The following is a 14,020-nucleotide window of genomic DNA, read 5'->3' as shown; positions in this document are numbered from 1 at the left end:
CGGCTTTTCCGGGAGATTATTTATAGAATAATATCGTTCTGAGCCATTAACTCGGGTGGCAGGTCCGTTTCTTTCAGAAATTCCCTGAGCTCAATTTCAATGCTCCTGCTCATTTGCGAAATGGGCACATCGTTAGCACTGCCTTCAAAAGGGTTTTCGGTACTTTCGCCTACTTGTTCAAGGGAGGTATATATCCAGGAAATAACGGTGCTGAAAGGCGCCACCAGCCAAACCATATAACCCTTCATGATGCCATGTACCTCGTTATTAAGGCTGTCAAAATCCTTAAGCATACCAAAGGGTAGTATGAAACAAAACAGCCGTACAAAAAAGGTGTTGATAATGGCGTACTGCCGCGGATAGGGTGAATTTTTCATCTGCTCGGTTTTAGCCTGCTGCGTATAAAAATCACGGATGGCACGTTCCATTTCTACAAACTGCAACACTGCAATTTCTCCCTGCTCATACAGTTGTTTTAGTGTTTCGCTCTGTAATGCAAGTATTTGGGTAGCCTTGTTATTTGTACCCAAAATGTATTTTAGTTCATCGCCTGACAGATAATTTGCAAGCTCACTTTCCAATGATATTTTCCATTCCGGAACGGTGTAGTATTGCTGGTATTCGGCATTATGTTTTTTATTTACGCTCTCCCAAATCCGGTCTTCCCTTAATTGATAACGCAATGCCGTAAGCCAGGCTATATGCCGGTATATAAGCAGCCTGCTTTTTTCAGGGTTATTGAAAAAATCGCGGCTTATGAGGCCCCATGACCTGCTTTGGCTAAAAATGCTGGTCCACATTTGTTGTCCGTCGTCTGTGCGCCTGTAGGTTTGTGTATTGGTAAAACCTACTATGAATGCTGCGCTTGTGCCCACCAGACCTATTACGGGCCATGGGATATCAAGCCATTTCAAGCCCATGACCTCGTAAAGCAGTACGGGTATAAGGCCGAGGATAAAAAGGGTATAAATTTTTCTCCTTGTCCACACCAGGAACTCTGGCAGTTTATATGATTTTCCAGCGTGCATAATTTAATAAATTGTTAAGCCGGTTTCAGGTATCGTTTTAACTCTGCCGCTACCTGGTAAAAGGCCGACCGTGTTTGCGGTGTGGTAGCCAGCGCATTTAATAATCCGAAATCGTGGATCATGCCATTATAGCGTACCGAGGTTGTTGGTACACCTGCAGCATCCAGTTTTTGTGCATAAGCCTGCGCTGCATCACGTAAAATATCGCTTTGTGCAACAATGAGCAGCGTTGGAGGTAAGCCCTGTAATTGCTCAATGGTGGCGTTTAACGGCGATACATGAATATCCTCCCGCTGTGCTTTATCCGGAGCATACTGATCAAACATCCACTGCATCATTGAGGAAGTTAAAAAGCGGTTGGTTCCAAATTTTTGGTATGATCGTGAATCAAACCTTGCGTCGGCAACCGGCCAAAGCATAACCTGAAGTTTTATTTCCGGACCTTTTCTTTCTTTGGCCAATATGGTAGTTACCATAGCCATATTACCACCTACACTATTGCCAACAATGGCCATGTTGCTGCCATCCACATTAATTTCATTGCCATTTGCGGCTACCCATTTTGTTGCTGCATATATTTCATTAATGGCCTGCGGATATCTTGCTTCTGGAGATGGAGTATAATTCACAAAAACTGCTGCGCATCCGCTGAGTACAACTATGTCACGAACAAGGCGTTTATGTGTCTGGTAATCGCCCAGGATCCAACCGCCGCCATGCAGAAAAATAAATACAGGAAGCCTTTCGTTGTTACCTGCCGGTCTTACAATATTTAACCTGATGCTAAAACCATCGGCGACAATATCTTTTTCCATTTCGTCGATACCTGACAGATCAACATTTACAGATGCCTGCGCATCTATTAATACCTGGCGGGCTTCTTCTTTGGTTAAGCTCTCTATAGGAGGGTTGTTGGGGTTGTTTAATACCTTTAAAAACTCCTTAACTTCCTTAGATAGTTTACTATCGGTGGCGTAATCCTGTATTTTTAATTTAGGTTCCTTCGTTTTCATTTTATTTTCTGTTTTATATGGTAAATGATAGTTGCTTAAGAGAATGGCATGTGTGCTCGGCGTTATCTTTTAACTGCCCGTTTGCTGAAGACTCAAATTTTGCGGGATCAATGAATGTGTATCAGCATTAAAAGGGTAAGCAAAATAGGTATAGCAAAGCCGCCCAACATCATATATTTCACAAGCTTCGGCTGCTTCGGCAACAGGGAGGGCGGTATTATCCTGTTCATTAAAATATTCTTTGGTGACCAGCGCGTAGGTGTGGGTGCCGATGCTGTTTTTTAACAGGCGATGAGCTTCCACAACCGCCTGGCCAAATAGTTTAGAATAACTCCCTACAGAAAACTTTCCGATCACTCCGTAGTGCACCACCAGTTTAATAGATAGCGCGGCAGTTTGCGGAAAATCTTCAGCATAGGTTTCAAGCCTGTTTCTGAACGACTGAAGCATTGCTTCAAACTGAGAAAGAATTTCTTTCACCGGGAAAGCCGGGCCATGGTGATAAAACAGTATGGCGTCGCCTTCTATTTCCGAAATATTGAATGAAAGACGGTTTGCATCAATGATTGATTCCAACAGACCGCAGATGATCAGGCTGCCTGCTTCGTTATCTGTTTCGGCAACAAACTTCGAGTAGCCGCTTATATCCACAATAAAAATGGTTCCCCTGTGATCTTCGTTCATTTCCGTGATGTGTTAATTAAATCTTACTTTGTTTTACAGGCTAATGGTTTAACAGTATTTACAGATCTCAGTCCCATGGCCTGTAAATACTGTTGACTGTTTATAAAGCCTGGCGCACTTCTACGTTGCCGCGCAATTCCAGTATAGGGCAACCTTCTGCAATTTTGGTTGCTTCTTCGTACGAATCAGCTTTGATGATCAGTAGGCCGCCGATAGATTCTTTGGGTTCCAGGTAAGGGCCATCCACAACGGTTTTATCTTGTTTCAGGATCTTGCCAGCGCCATCAAAGCGACGTGGTGGGGCAACTAACTTATCTTCAGCTTTAAGTTTGCCAAACCATTCGCCCCAGTGTTTTAAACTTTCCTGGAATTGATCTGCCGTTGGCTGTACTTCTTTGGTTTTGTAATCTCTGCGGAATACTAATAAAAATTCGTTCATAGTATAGATGGTTAAAATTTGGTATTTGAATTATTGATGCTTTATGGTAGTTGTAGGGATAATGAGTTATTGTGCCTGGCGTATTTCTACATTGCCGCCCAATTCAAGCACAGGGCAACCTTGTGCAATTTCTGTAGCCTCATCGTATGAATTAGCCCTAACAATGATGAAGCCCCCGATTGATTCTTTTGGTCCAAGGTATGGGCCATCCGATACTGTTTTGTCTGTTTTTAGGACTTTTCCGTTGCCGTCAAAACGAGGCGGGAGGGCAACAATTTTATCTTCGGCTTTAAGTTTGCCAAACCATTCGCCCCAGTGTTTTAAACTTTCCTGGAATTGATCTGCCGTTGGCTGTGCTTCTTTGGTTTTGTAATCTCTGCGAAATATTAATAGGAATTCGTTCATATTGTTGATGTTTAAATTGTTTATTGTTGGATTATTGATGTTTTAAGGTTGTTGTTGATTCTTTTATTCATCCGGGAGTGGTTGCTCAACCATTCGTAAAGAATCGTCCATGTATTCACCACCTTCGCTTAAACTCTCTTCATTTGGATCAAATTCTTCAGATGGAACTTCGTCTGATTGATTGACCTCTTTGCGGGGACCTCCGTGAGATCCGAATAGCCAATTTTCCATGTTGCCTCTTTTAGTTAAATGTTTAGTTTATTTGCTTTATTTATTCGTGTTATTTATAGTTGCCCTGGTGTGTAAATGGTAGTATTGAATCACATACTTGCAACAACATGTTATACTTTACAATGCCTGTGCCATTGATTTATTGTGTTGGTTTTCAGTTATTTATTATGTTTTTGGAACCTTGATTTACACCTTATTTCGTGAATTGGAATGACGTTCCACTAAATACAGAGCCTTAAAAATATTGATAAAAGAAAGAAGGGTGTTGAGATATGGTATTTGTTTCCGGGTGCTTATTGATGCATGTGCCGGAATTAATATAAAAAGTCGTTTCCCTTAAGAAAATATCAAAATGCCGGGTTAATGCCGGCAATAAATACACCCTGGTTTATTGTATATTGACACTGTTAATTTTAACATTGCTTCAGAATTTTACATGACCATGCATCAACCAGACTTAGGCAAAAAGATTGCGAAACTTAGAAAAGCCAGGGGATTAACACAGGAAGAACTTGTAGAAAAATGTAACCTAAATGTGCGTACACTTCAAAGAATAGAAGCAGGAGAAGTAACGCCGAGAAGTTATACTATAAAACTGATCTTCACCGCCCTTGATCAACAGGTTTACAACTCGCCCTCCGGTACGGCTGATTGGTTAAGTAATTCAACGGATAAGATTCGCGATATCATCCGTAAAGTTTATAGTTACATACTCGATCTATTTAACCTAAAAACAAACGCAATGAAAAAACTAACAATTCTATCCGTCTTCTCTTTAACCTTTTGCGCATTGATCTTTTCAGCGTGCCTAAGCTCCAGGAAAGTAATTAATGATCAAAAGGCCTTCCTTGGAACCTGGCAAATAATGAGTAACGGTATGCCTGATACCACTTACGGCGGCCAGCCGGGGCAGATCAGGTATCAGACAATTACCAGCAACAGATTTATGGTTACTGATATACAGTATTCAAAAAAACAAATTTACGCGGCATTTTCAGGCTCGTATACCTTAGATACCCAAAATAAAACTTATTCTGTATTGATTGAAGCTATTGGGGGGCCGGGATATGCTCAATACATGGATGGAAAAATAGGGACATTTAATTACCGGCTTAAAGATTCGTTATTGTACCTGAAAGGGAACGGTTATGACGAGGTTTGGAAAAGGGTGAAATAAAAGTGGTCAGGGGTACTGTACACCTGGATTTATTTTTCGATATATCATCAATTATCGTAAAATCACGATATATCAAAAGCTTAAAATAATCTCGTTATTACAAATATTTGACTGTTAATTTCTTAACAAATGGCATGTGTTTGGTGTTATCTGTATACGAAACTCAAAACATCACTAACGCTAAACAAATAAACATGTCAAAAAAAGTAGCCGAGCAGCTTGTGGAAATGCTGATACAAGCCGGGATAAAACGCATTTATGCCATTACAGGCGACAGCCTGAACGAACTTAATGACGCGGTACGCAAAACCCCCGAATTAAAATGGATCCATGTACGTAACGAAGAAGCCGGTGCATTTGCAGCCTCGGCCGACGCGCAATTGAGCGGACTGGCCTGTTGTGCGGGCAGTAGTGGTCCGGGGCACGTGCATTTGGTAAACGGGCTTTATGATGCCCACCGTTCTGGAGCGCCGGTTTTGGCCATAGCATCTACCTGCGCCACAAAAGAGTTCGGGAGTAATTATTTCCAGGAAACCAATGTTATTAAGCTTTTTGACGATTGCAGTTATTACAACCAGGTGGCGGCCAATAACAAACAAGTGCCCCGGATGACGCAGGCAGCAATACAAACCGCTATTCAGCGCAAGGGTGTTGGTGTATTAGGTTTTCCGGGGGATGTAGCGGGGGAGGATGCGGTAGAAATTGATTCGTCGGTAAATAACTTTTTTTGCAAGGCCAATATTACCCCGGTATGGGAAGAATTAGTGAAACTGGCTGATCTGATCAATCGCCATCCTAAGGTTTGCATTTTTGGAGGCATTGGTTGTGTTGATGCTCACGATGAAGTGGTTGAGTTGGCGGCGTTGATCAAAGCGCCGGTTGGCTATTCGTTTAGGGGTAAAATGTTTTTAGAGCATGATAATCCTTATGAGGTTGGCATGACCGGCCTGCTTGGCTTACCTGCCGCTTATCATAGTATGCATGAAAGTGACCTGGTTATTTTGTTGGGTACCGATTTTCCTTATACCCCGTTTTATCCGCAGGATAAAAAAATAGTACAGATTGATATCAAACCTGAAAATCTTGGTCGGCGTGCTAAATTAACGATGGGGCTTTATGGCGATATCAAATCCACTATTAAAGCGCTGATCCCTTTGATCAAGGAAAAAGACGACCGAAGCTTTTTAGATGCGCAACTTCATGTACATGCCAAAGTGAAAGAGCAGCAACAAGCCTATATTCAGGATTACGGTAAACATGATGCCATTCACCCCGAAGCTTTGGCTGCTATCGTAAATGAAAATGCATCGGACGATGCCATTTTTACCTGCGATACCGGGATGTGTAACGTGTGGAGTGCCCGGCACATCAGTGCCAACGGCCGGCGTTCAATGATCGGCTCGTTTGTGCACGGCTCTATGGCCAATGCCATGCCGCATGCTATAGGCGCAGCGTTGGCTTGCCCCGAAAGGCAGGTTGTAGCCATGTGCGGCGACGGGGGGATCTCCATGCTGCTGGGAGACCTGGCTACTATCAAGCAATACAACCTGCCTATCAAGATCATTGTATTTAATAACCGGGCTCTTGGTATGGTAAAACTGGAGATGGAGGTAATGGGCCTGCCCGATTTTGAAGTTGACATGCACAATCCCGATTTTACCATGGTTGCCGAGTCAATGGGCATCAAAGGGATCACCATAAATGATCCGCAGGATCTTGAACTGGGCATTGCCGAGGCATTTGCTCATACCGGCCCCGTTTTAGTGAATGTTTATACCGATGGAACAGCCCTCGCCATGCCGCCGCATATCGAACTTAAAATGGTTAAAGGTATGGCCGTTTCCATGACCAAAATGATGCTTGGCGGTAAGTTTGATGAGGTTTTAGCAACTGTGAAAGGCAACTATAAGCATCTGCCGGAGATATTCGATTGATGCACGAATGCTTTGTAAGTTCAACACAATTGAATCGAATTACACGAATTTGATTAGGGAATTATTTCGTGTAATTCGGTTCAATTAGAAAAATTAGTGTAAAATTTATTTTGCCTTGACTTACCTGATTAACGCAATAGCTCAAAAGTGATACTACCGGCAGTTCTTTACAATTTCAAATGTGCAATAATATTATTATCCCTGATCTGTATAAAGTTGATATGTTCATCCTGAGGATCGTAATCGATACTTAATACCAAGTCAGCTATCTTGTAATGGTCTATCAGGAAATGTTTATCCAATACAGGTGAAACTTCATGTTTCGTTTGCGTAGGTTCGCCTGCTTTTTTGAAAACTTCTTTACGGATATCGGTAAATGAAATCTCAAATGGTAGCACATATTGCATATCCGGGTTAGGATAAATATTCAGGTGGGAAAATATCGGCTGCCCGGGCTCTAAAACTATAAGTTCATCTTCATCAATAACCGCGTCATCGTTGGTAAAACCTAAATCAACATGCAATAATTCAGAGCGCATATAATCGCTTTTCAAAATATTGTAGGGGTTGAGATCGGTAAAAGTATCTGCTAAAAATACCTGGAATTTATCATCATATAGATACGAGCCGAATTGATTTGTAAAGTGGAGGTAGTTGAACATGTTATAATCTTCAGTTAATAAAGCTACAATAAATTTTATATTGACTTTCTCCCAATAGGTAACTCAATCAAAATTCATACTTTTAAGCCCGTAATGGAAGTGAAAAATAATAAGAAAACCATTTGGGCCTGGTGCATGTTTGACTGGGCCAATCAATCATATAATATCGTTATCACCTCTACCATATTCCCGGCATATTTTGTGGAGGTAACCAAATTCAATTCAAAAAACACCCAAATGGTGACCTTCTTTGGCCATCAATACGTTAATACGGTTTTATCAAACTATATACTGGGGTTATCATACCTTGTGGTTGCGGCTATTTTGCCAATCCTCACTTCCATAGCTGATTATCGGGGCAATAAAAAATCGTACCTGCAACTGTTTACCTGGCTGGGGAGCCTGGCTTGTGCCGGTTTGTTTTTCTTTAAGCCTGGTGTTGGATTAGAAATTCCGATGTTTTGCTTTGGTCTCGCCTCTATAGGCTATTGCGGTGGCTTTGTGTTTTATAACTCCTACCTGCCGCAAATAGCCACTCCTGATAAGCAGGATGCTGTAAGTGCCAAAGGGTTTATTTATGGTTATGTAGGCAGTATTGTAGTGCAGGTGTTATGCTTTATAGTGGTGCTTGAACCTAATTGGTTTGGCATAACCGACGATTGGCTGCCTGCCCGGATCTCATTCCTGATGGTTTTTGTGTGGTGGATAGGTTTCTCCATTATTCCGTTTCGCCTGTTACCAAAAGGCCAGCCTAATGCGGGCAAGCATAATTATAACGTGATAACCGGCGGCTTTAAAGAACTGGCAAAGGTTTTTGGAAAAGTACGGAATATGCCGCTGCTCAAGCGCTTTCTGGCTTCATTTTTTCTTTACTCGGTTGGTGTACAAACTATTATGCTGGTCGCGGCTAATTTTGCGGCCAAAGAATTGCATATGCCAGATGCCGCGCTGATCTCTATCGTACTTATTATCCAGGTTGTTGCCGTTCCCGGCGCGCTCATCGCCTCCAAATCGTCGGAGAAATTCGGAAATGTGCGTACGCTGGTAGGGTTAGTGGCGATTTGGTCGGCTATTTGTTTGTATGCTTATTTTATCACCAGTTCCACCCAGTTTTATGTTGCCGCAGTGATTATTGGCATAGTGATGGGAGGGGTACAATCTTTATCGCGCTCAACCTACTCCAAGTATCTACCGGAGAATATTCCGGATACAGCTTCATATTTCAGCTTTTATGACGTTACCGAAAAGCTATCGATAGTGGTTGGCCTGTTTTGTTTTGGTTTTGTAGAAGCAGTGACTAACGAAATGCGCGACTCAACGCTTGCGCTCGACGGCTTCTTCGTGTTGGGGCTCATTATGCTTATTGTGCTAATGTTTACTGAAAATAAGCTGCGTAAGCAGCGTGTTGAAGTGGAGGTTTAAACAATTTCATTACATACTTGTACTATCAATAAATAAAGTATAAGCCATGATCCACACCGTAAACCACACCGTAACCGGCAACAACGGGACACAACGAAATATCATCATTGAACCGGTGTTGCACCAATCCGTAAACCATGAGCTAAATGCCACCGGTTTGTACAAATTATACAATGGAAATGCCGATGGCGAAGCTATCCTTTTCGAGATCCAGGAAATAGCCCCCGAAATTGGCGAAAGCAAACCATTGCTTGATGATAAAAAGAACCCGGATTATTTAGGGCAGATCTTGTTTGATACTGATTCGAAATGGCACTATTCGGAAGGACAGCTTTCGCCTAATGAACAGCAACAGGTGGTAGATTTTATCCAAAATACAAAATAGTTAATTTTTCTTTTTCCTGTTGACATAGGGCTGTCACCACCGATAGGTTACTTTGTATTGTAATCAAAAACAAAACCACCGATACAATGGAAACTAACGCAATTCAACAACCAACAGAAACTGCAGCAGCATCTGTTTATACACCAGATCAATTTTTACAAAGCTGGCTTGGCCAGCGCCGTGTTACCCGCAGACTTATCGAAGCTTTTCCGCAGGAAGCCCTTTTTAACTATTCGATAGGGGGAATGCGCCCTTTTTCTGAAATGGTGAAAGAGATCATCAGTATGAGTAGTCCAGGCGTAAAAGGACTTGTAAGCAACGATTGGACGCCAATAGCAGGCCTTGACCATCATACCGGAAAAGTTGAAGCACACTCCAAAAATGACCTGTTAAGGTTATGGGACAATGCCACTGAAGATATTACCACCTATTGGGCAAAGATTCCGGTGGAACGTTTTCAGGAAACAGTTTTAGCTTTCGGTCAGTACGAAGGGGTTGCAAACAGTATTATTCAATACATTATTGATAACGAAATACATCACCGCGGCCAGGCTTATGTTTATCTCCGTTCTTTGGGAATTGAGCCACCGGCATTTTATGACAGAAGTTAAATCTACCTATAAAAACAACCAAGGGCTTTCCGAAAAGGGAGGCCTTTTTTTATGAGAATTTCGGGCTATTGGCGCTATTTTGATATCTTTAGCAAGGTTACATATCAAGTTTTCGTAATGGCTATCATCCGCTCTTTCGCTCTTTTTTTATTCGCAGGTTTATTTGAAATAGGTGGCGGTTATCTCGTTTGGCTATGGCTAAAAGAAGGTAAGCCACTTTGGTTTGGAATAACGGGCGGCGTGATCCTTGCGCTTTATGGTATCGTAGCAACCTGGCAAACGGCTAATTTCGGCCGGGTGTACGCGGCTTACGGCGGTATTTTTATTGTGATGGCATTGATCTGGGCATGGAAGGTTGATGGCTTTAAGCCCGACCGGTATGATATTATCGGGGCTTTGATTGCATTGATAGGTGCCTGTGTTATTGTTTACGCGCCGCGTGGACATTGATAAAGCAGCCTTGATCTGCTGGAAATGATGTTTTAAATAATTCAGTTTGTTTGCTCAAATCTCGTAACGGGAAATTTCCATACGAATACTTTTAAACTGTTTGCAATTAATTGAATTACACTAATTTTTAGTCGGTTTGAATTTGAAATTCGTGCAATTCGATTAATACATAAAAATTCGTGTAAAAATTTTTCATCTGTCGTTTTTTCAATTTACTTGCTTACAGACATTTTTTGGAGTTTCTAAAATTTGCATACATTTAGTGAGCAAATGGAAAACAAAAACAACAAAAAAACCATAAGGGCCTGGGCTTTCTTTGATTGGGCCAACTCTGCGTACAACCTCGTTATCACTTCAACCATTTTTCCGGCTTATTATGTAGCCATTACTACCAACCATGCTAATGGGGATAGGGTTAACTTTTTCGGGAAAAGCTTTGTAAACACCGCACTTTCAGATTATGCTTTATCGGCCGCTTACATGGTGATGGTACTGCTGTTGCCCATACTATCATCCATAGCAGACTATAAAGGCAATAAAAAGATCTTCATGATGTTTTTTACGCTGCTTGGTTCAGCTGCCTGTTGTGCGTTATTCAATTTTGATAAAGACCACCTTGAGATGGGGATCATCTGTTTTGCATTGGCAGCTATTGGCTATAGCGGAGGCTTTGTTTTTTACAACTCATACCTGCCCGAAATTGCCACGGTTGACATGCAGGATAATGTAAGCGCCAAGGGTTTTACCTATGGCTATATAGGCAGTGTGCTGTTACAGCTTATTTGCTTTTTATTTGTGCTGAAAGGCGAGTGGTTTGGCATTGTTGATAAAACCTTCGCCCCGCGGTTGTCATTTTTATTGGTAGGCTTGTGGTGGATAGGTTTTGCCATGATCCCTTTTAGTGTTTTACCTAAGGGGAGTCCGAATGCGCAAAGTCATAATCACAATATTATAAAAGGCGGTTTTATTGAGTTGGGGCATGTTTGGAAAAAGGTTAAGGAGATGCCGCTGTTAAAAAGGTTTTTGCCATCGTTCTTTTTCTATTCAATGGGTGTACAAACTATCATGCTGGTGGCAACAGGCTTTGCAGCTAAAGAGTTAAAAATGGAAACGCCGCAGTTGATCACCATAATTTTAATTATCCAACTGGTAGCTATTTTGGGTGCAACGCTCATGTCGCGCCTGTCGGGTAAATATGGTAACGTGCGGGTTTTAATAGGGGTGGTGATCCTGTGGATTGCGGTTTGTATTGCTGCTTACTTCACCTATACGCAAACACAATTTTATATTATAGCAGTGGTGGTTGGTTTGGTGATGGGAGGGATTCAATCTATGTCGCGCTCAACCTATTCCAAATATCTGCCCGAAAATATTCCTGATACGGCATCTTTTTTCAGCTTTTACGATGTTACCGAAAAACTGGCCATAGTAGGCGGGGTGTTCAGCTTTGGTTTTTTTGAAGAAATAACCGGAAGCCCACGAAATTCGGTTTTGGTATTGGGCGTATTCTTCATCGTCGGTTTGATTTTATTGTTTTCTTTGCTAAAGACCGAACAAAACATTAATAAAAATTCGGATTTTAGCAACCGTTAACTATTTTGTGCCGATGAAGGTTGAGTTGTTCATACCCTGTTTTATAGATCAGTTGTTTCCTGCGACAGCTTTTAATACAGTAAAGTTGCTGGAGAAGGCAGGCTGCAAGGTTAGTTACAACCCGGCGCAAACCTGCTGCGGTCAGCCGGCTTTTAACGCCGGTTTTTGGGACGATGCCAAAGAGGTAGGCAATAAGTTTTTAAGCGATTTTTCAGAAGACAGCGTCATAGTTTCGCCCTCTGCCTCATGCACAGGCATGGTGAAAAATTATTATAACGACCTGTTTACCAACACAGCCGTGCACAATAAATGCAGGGCTATACAAGGCAATATCTATGAATTATCGGACTTTTTGGTGAATATCCTGGAGTTTGACTATTTCGGTGCCGAGCTTGATGGTAAAGCTGTTTATCACGATAGCTGTGCCGGTCTGCGTGAATGTAAGATAAAAGATGAGCCCCGCCAGCTGCTCTCCAAAGTGCTTGGTCTTGAATTGCTTGATCTGAAAGACGGCGAAACCTGCTGTGGTTTTGGAGGCACCTTCGCTGTTAAGTTTGATGGGATCTCAACCGCAATGGCCCAGCAAAAAGTAAACAATGCCCTTGATGCCGGTGCTGAATATATTATATCTACCGATACTTCCTGTTTAATGCATATGCAAGGGTATATCGACAAAAATAATCTTCCTATTCAAACCATGCATATTGCCGATGTATTGGCTTTGGGCTGGGGGAATGTCTGATCTAATAAGGTAATTTACTTCTTAACAATTGAGGTTTTGCGCGAGTAGGTAATCTGGTCTCTCAATTGCGTCATTGGCTGTTCAAAATATTTAAAAAGCAATATCCCTCCGGCAGCGGTAAAGATCCAGAAGACTAAGTAATCTGTTATTTTGAGTGCCCTGGCAGTAAGAAAATGGCTAAGATAAGGGTTTAGGAAATCTTCAATGAGGTATGTCCTGATAAGGGAGTAGTTGAGTAGATAAAGCGAATAGGAAATTATACTTATTAGTGTGATCGACTTATATAACATACCTTTTCCGGTTTTGATAAGTGTAAGCCTGGGCAAAAGACACAATACTCCTAAAGGCGGAATACTGTAGGCAAATACACACGAGTACAGCAAGCCAAAGTAGCCGAAAATGTATTGTACATAATGCAGGTACAGTAAGCAAATACCTATAATAAATAACGCATTAGGATAACGTTTCCAGGTATCAGCGTGATAGTAAGCGATATAAGATCCGAGTACTCCGTACATAATACAATCCAACCTTGTGGTTACCTGCTTTCTGAAAAACAAATCAATTACCTCTCCATTTATCAGATGTGCCGGCCAGCAGGTAAAGCGATAATATCTGAAAGCTGTAACACTCAATATCAGTGTGCCGGCCAAAATCAAAATGGCATAGCGCACGTTAATTTTAAAAGCAGTTATCGAAATAAAAATTTCAGCGGGCACAAGTATATAAAACCACTCTTCAACTGCCAGCGACCATGATTCAGGAAACAGGTAATTGGGTATGGGCTTGTTGAAATTTGCAAGAAAAAAGAAATATCCTTTAACGCTGGTTTCGGCAAGTAGTTGTTTTGTACAGAAACCTAAAATCAACAAAACAATCAATACAAGAAAATAGGCAGGTAAGGTGCGAAACCACCGGCGCAACCAAAAATTGAGGAGTGTATTGAATGTGATATTGGGGCTATTGAATTGCCTGATCAGGATACCTCCGATCAGGAAGCCTCTCAATACAAAAAATAAAGTAACCCCGTCAAGGTTGAGTGCAGTTAATAACCAGTAGGTCAATGAGTTTTTATTAAAAAACAAGGCACTATGTACGTTTAAAACGAAAAGTATAGCAACGGCTCTAAGTATATCTAATCCGTAAATTCGTTCAGTATTATTTTTAACACGGAAAAGATTTGTTATTAACATGTATGCGGCCGTTTTTAATAATAATCGGCATATGTTGGCATTACGAAATTA

16 protein-coding genes are annotated in these 14,020 nt (G+C 41.5%); 8 read left to right on the top strand and 8 right to left on the bottom strand.

The features are described 5' to 3' along the window. Positions 1–20: 20 nt before the first annotated feature. The 6 genes from AC1DUD_RS12595 to AC1DUD_RS12570 form a co-directional block, all read right to left on the bottom strand. On the bottom strand, positions 21–1,028 hold the full coding sequence (locus AC1DUD_RS12595; protein WP_477375027.1) for a bestrophin family protein: 1,008 nt from the start codon (positions 1,026–1,028) through the stop codon (positions 21–23). Between the two features lie 14 nt (positions 1,029–1,042). Next, a complete protein-coding gene (locus AC1DUD_RS12590; RefSeq protein ID WP_477375026.1) occupies positions 1,043–2,041 on the bottom strand; it encodes an alpha/beta hydrolase in 999 nt (332 codons plus the stop codon). A gap of 69 nt (positions 2,042–2,110) precedes the next feature. Then, positions 2,111–2,725, bottom strand: coding sequence for a DUF2652 domain-containing protein (locus AC1DUD_RS12585; protein ID WP_477375025.1), 615 nt, complete (start codon positions 2,723–2,725; stop codon positions 2,111–2,113). Positions 2,726–2,825: 100 nt separating this feature from the next. Beyond that, a complete protein-coding gene (locus tag AC1DUD_RS12580; RefSeq protein WP_477375024.1) occupies positions 2,826–3,164 on the bottom strand; it encodes a YciI family protein in 339 nt (112 codons plus the stop codon). Between the two features lie 66 nt (positions 3,165–3,230). Then, positions 3,231–3,569, bottom strand: coding sequence for a YciI family protein (locus tag AC1DUD_RS12575; RefSeq protein WP_477375023.1), 339 nt, complete (start codon positions 3,567–3,569; stop codon positions 3,231–3,233). Positions 3,570–3,632: 63 nt separating this feature from the next. After that, positions 3,633–3,800: a hypothetical protein gene (locus AC1DUD_RS12570; RefSeq protein WP_477375022.1), complete on the bottom strand. Its 168-nt coding sequence runs from the start codon at positions 3,798–3,800 to the stop codon at positions 3,633–3,635. Positions 3,801–4,242: 442 nt separating this feature from the next. On the opposite strand from AC1DUD_RS12570, the gene AC1DUD_RS12565 reads away from it, so the two are divergent. Then, positions 4,243–4,977: a helix-turn-helix domain-containing protein gene (locus AC1DUD_RS12565; protein WP_477375021.1), complete on the top strand. Its 735-nt coding sequence runs from the start codon at positions 4,243–4,245 to the stop codon at positions 4,975–4,977. Positions 4,978–5,171: 194 nt separating this feature from the next. Then, positions 5,172–6,911 carry a thiamine pyrophosphate-dependent enzyme gene (locus AC1DUD_RS12560; RefSeq protein WP_477375020.1) on the top strand — a complete coding sequence of 580 codons (1,740 nt, stop codon included), beginning with the start codon at positions 5,172–5,174 and terminating at the stop codon, positions 6,909–6,911. 167 nt (positions 6,912–7,078) lie between these two features. On the opposite strand, the gene AC1DUD_RS12555 is transcribed toward AC1DUD_RS12560, so the two are convergent. Further along, a complete protein-coding gene (locus tag AC1DUD_RS12555; RefSeq protein WP_477375019.1) occupies positions 7,079–7,573 on the bottom strand; it encodes a hypothetical protein in 495 nt (164 codons plus the stop codon). Between the two features lie 93 nt (positions 7,574–7,666). Between AC1DUD_RS12555 and AC1DUD_RS12550 the strand changes: the two genes are divergently transcribed. From AC1DUD_RS12550 to AC1DUD_RS12525, 6 genes are all read left to right on the top strand, one after another. Then, entirely contained in the window at positions 7,667–8,995 is a 1,329-nt protein-coding gene (locus AC1DUD_RS12550; protein WP_477375018.1) for an MFS transporter, read from the top strand. Between the two features lie 46 nt (positions 8,996–9,041). After that, a complete protein-coding gene (locus AC1DUD_RS12545; protein ID WP_477375017.1) occupies positions 9,042–9,380 on the top strand; it encodes a hypothetical protein in 339 nt (112 codons plus the stop codon). An 86-nt stretch (positions 9,381–9,466) separates the two neighbouring features. Then, positions 9,467–9,991, top strand: a complete 525-nt coding sequence (locus AC1DUD_RS12540) for a DinB family protein (RefSeq protein ID WP_477375016.1) — start codon at positions 9,467–9,469, stop codon at positions 9,989–9,991. 117 nt (positions 9,992–10,108) lie between these two features. Continuing rightward, positions 10,109–10,441 carry a YnfA family protein gene (locus AC1DUD_RS12535; RefSeq protein WP_477375015.1) on the top strand — a complete coding sequence of 111 codons (333 nt, stop codon included), beginning with the start codon at positions 10,109–10,111 and terminating at the stop codon, positions 10,439–10,441. A 270-nt stretch (positions 10,442–10,711) separates the two neighbouring features. Further along, positions 10,712–12,034: an MFS transporter gene (locus AC1DUD_RS12530; protein WP_477375014.1), complete on the top strand. Its 1,323-nt coding sequence runs from the start codon at positions 10,712–10,714 to the stop codon at positions 12,032–12,034. A gap of 13 nt (positions 12,035–12,047) precedes the next feature. Then, positions 12,048–12,776, top strand: a complete 729-nt coding sequence (locus AC1DUD_RS12525) for a (Fe-S)-binding protein (RefSeq protein ID WP_330859666.1) — start codon at positions 12,048–12,050, stop codon at positions 12,774–12,776. Between the two features lie 14 nt (positions 12,777–12,790). Here the strand turns inward: AC1DUD_RS12525 and AC1DUD_RS12520 are convergent, their stop codons facing one another. Then, the gene (locus AC1DUD_RS12520; protein WP_477375013.1) at positions 12,791–13,969 is read right to left on the bottom strand and encodes an acyltransferase family protein; all 1,179 of its coding nucleotides are present in this window, start codon (positions 13,967–13,969) and stop codon (positions 12,791–12,793) included. Positions 13,970–14,020 lie beyond the last annotated feature (51 nt).

This window comes from Mucilaginibacter sp. P4_A11, assembly GCF_056402535.1.
This window is presented reverse-complemented; position numbering and strand designations above follow the sequence as displayed.

What these genes read in the sequence shown, in the direction of transcription:
- AC1DUD_RS12595 (WP_477375027.1), bottom strand. Translation starts at nt 1,028, where the DNA reads ATGCACGCTGGAAAATCATATAAACTGCCAGAGTTCCTGGTGTGGACA.
- AC1DUD_RS12590 (WP_477375026.1), bottom strand. Translation starts at nt 2,041, where the DNA reads ATGAAAACGAAGGAACCTAAATTAAAAATACAGGATTACGCCACCGAT.
- AC1DUD_RS12585 (WP_477375025.1), bottom strand. Translation starts at nt 2,725, where the DNA reads ATGAACGAAGATCACAGGGGAACCATTTTTATTGTGGATATAAGCGGC.
- AC1DUD_RS12580 (WP_477375024.1), bottom strand. Translation starts at nt 3,164, where the DNA reads ATGAACGAATTTTTATTAGTATTCCGCAGAGATTACAAAACCAAAGAA.
- AC1DUD_RS12575 (WP_477375023.1), bottom strand. Translation starts at nt 3,569, where the DNA reads ATGAACGAATTCCTATTAATATTTCGCAGAGATTACAAAACCAAAGAA.
- AC1DUD_RS12570 (WP_477375022.1), bottom strand. Translation starts at nt 3,800, where the DNA reads ATGGAAAATTGGCTATTCGGATCTCACGGAGGTCCCCGCAAAGAGGTC.
- AC1DUD_RS12565 (WP_477375021.1), top strand. Translation starts at nt 4,243, where the DNA reads ATGCATCAACCAGACTTAGGCAAAAAGATTGCGAAACTTAGAAAAGCC.
- AC1DUD_RS12560 (WP_477375020.1), top strand. Translation starts at nt 5,172, where the DNA reads ATGTCAAAAAAAGTAGCCGAGCAGCTTGTGGAAATGCTGATACAAGCC.
- AC1DUD_RS12555 (WP_477375019.1), bottom strand. Translation starts at nt 7,573, where the DNA reads ATGTTCAACTACCTCCACTTTACAAATCAATTCGGCTCGTATCTATAT.
- AC1DUD_RS12550 (WP_477375018.1), top strand. Translation starts at nt 7,667, where the DNA reads ATGGAAGTGAAAAATAATAAGAAAACCATTTGGGCCTGGTGCATGTTT.
- AC1DUD_RS12545 (WP_477375017.1), top strand. Translation starts at nt 9,042, where the DNA reads ATGATCCACACCGTAAACCACACCGTAACCGGCAACAACGGGACACAA.
- AC1DUD_RS12540 (WP_477375016.1), top strand. Translation starts at nt 9,467, where the DNA reads ATGGAAACTAACGCAATTCAACAACCAACAGAAACTGCAGCAGCATCT.
- AC1DUD_RS12535 (WP_477375015.1), top strand. Translation starts at nt 10,109, where the DNA reads ATGGCTATCATCCGCTCTTTCGCTCTTTTTTTATTCGCAGGTTTATTT.
- AC1DUD_RS12530 (WP_477375014.1), top strand. Translation starts at nt 10,712, where the DNA reads ATGGAAAACAAAAACAACAAAAAAACCATAAGGGCCTGGGCTTTCTTT.
- AC1DUD_RS12525 (WP_330859666.1), top strand. Translation starts at nt 12,048, where the DNA reads ATGAAGGTTGAGTTGTTCATACCCTGTTTTATAGATCAGTTGTTTCCT.
- AC1DUD_RS12520 (WP_477375013.1), bottom strand. Translation starts at nt 13,969, where the DNA reads ATGTTAATAACAAATCTTTTCCGTGTTAAAAATAATACTGAACGAATT.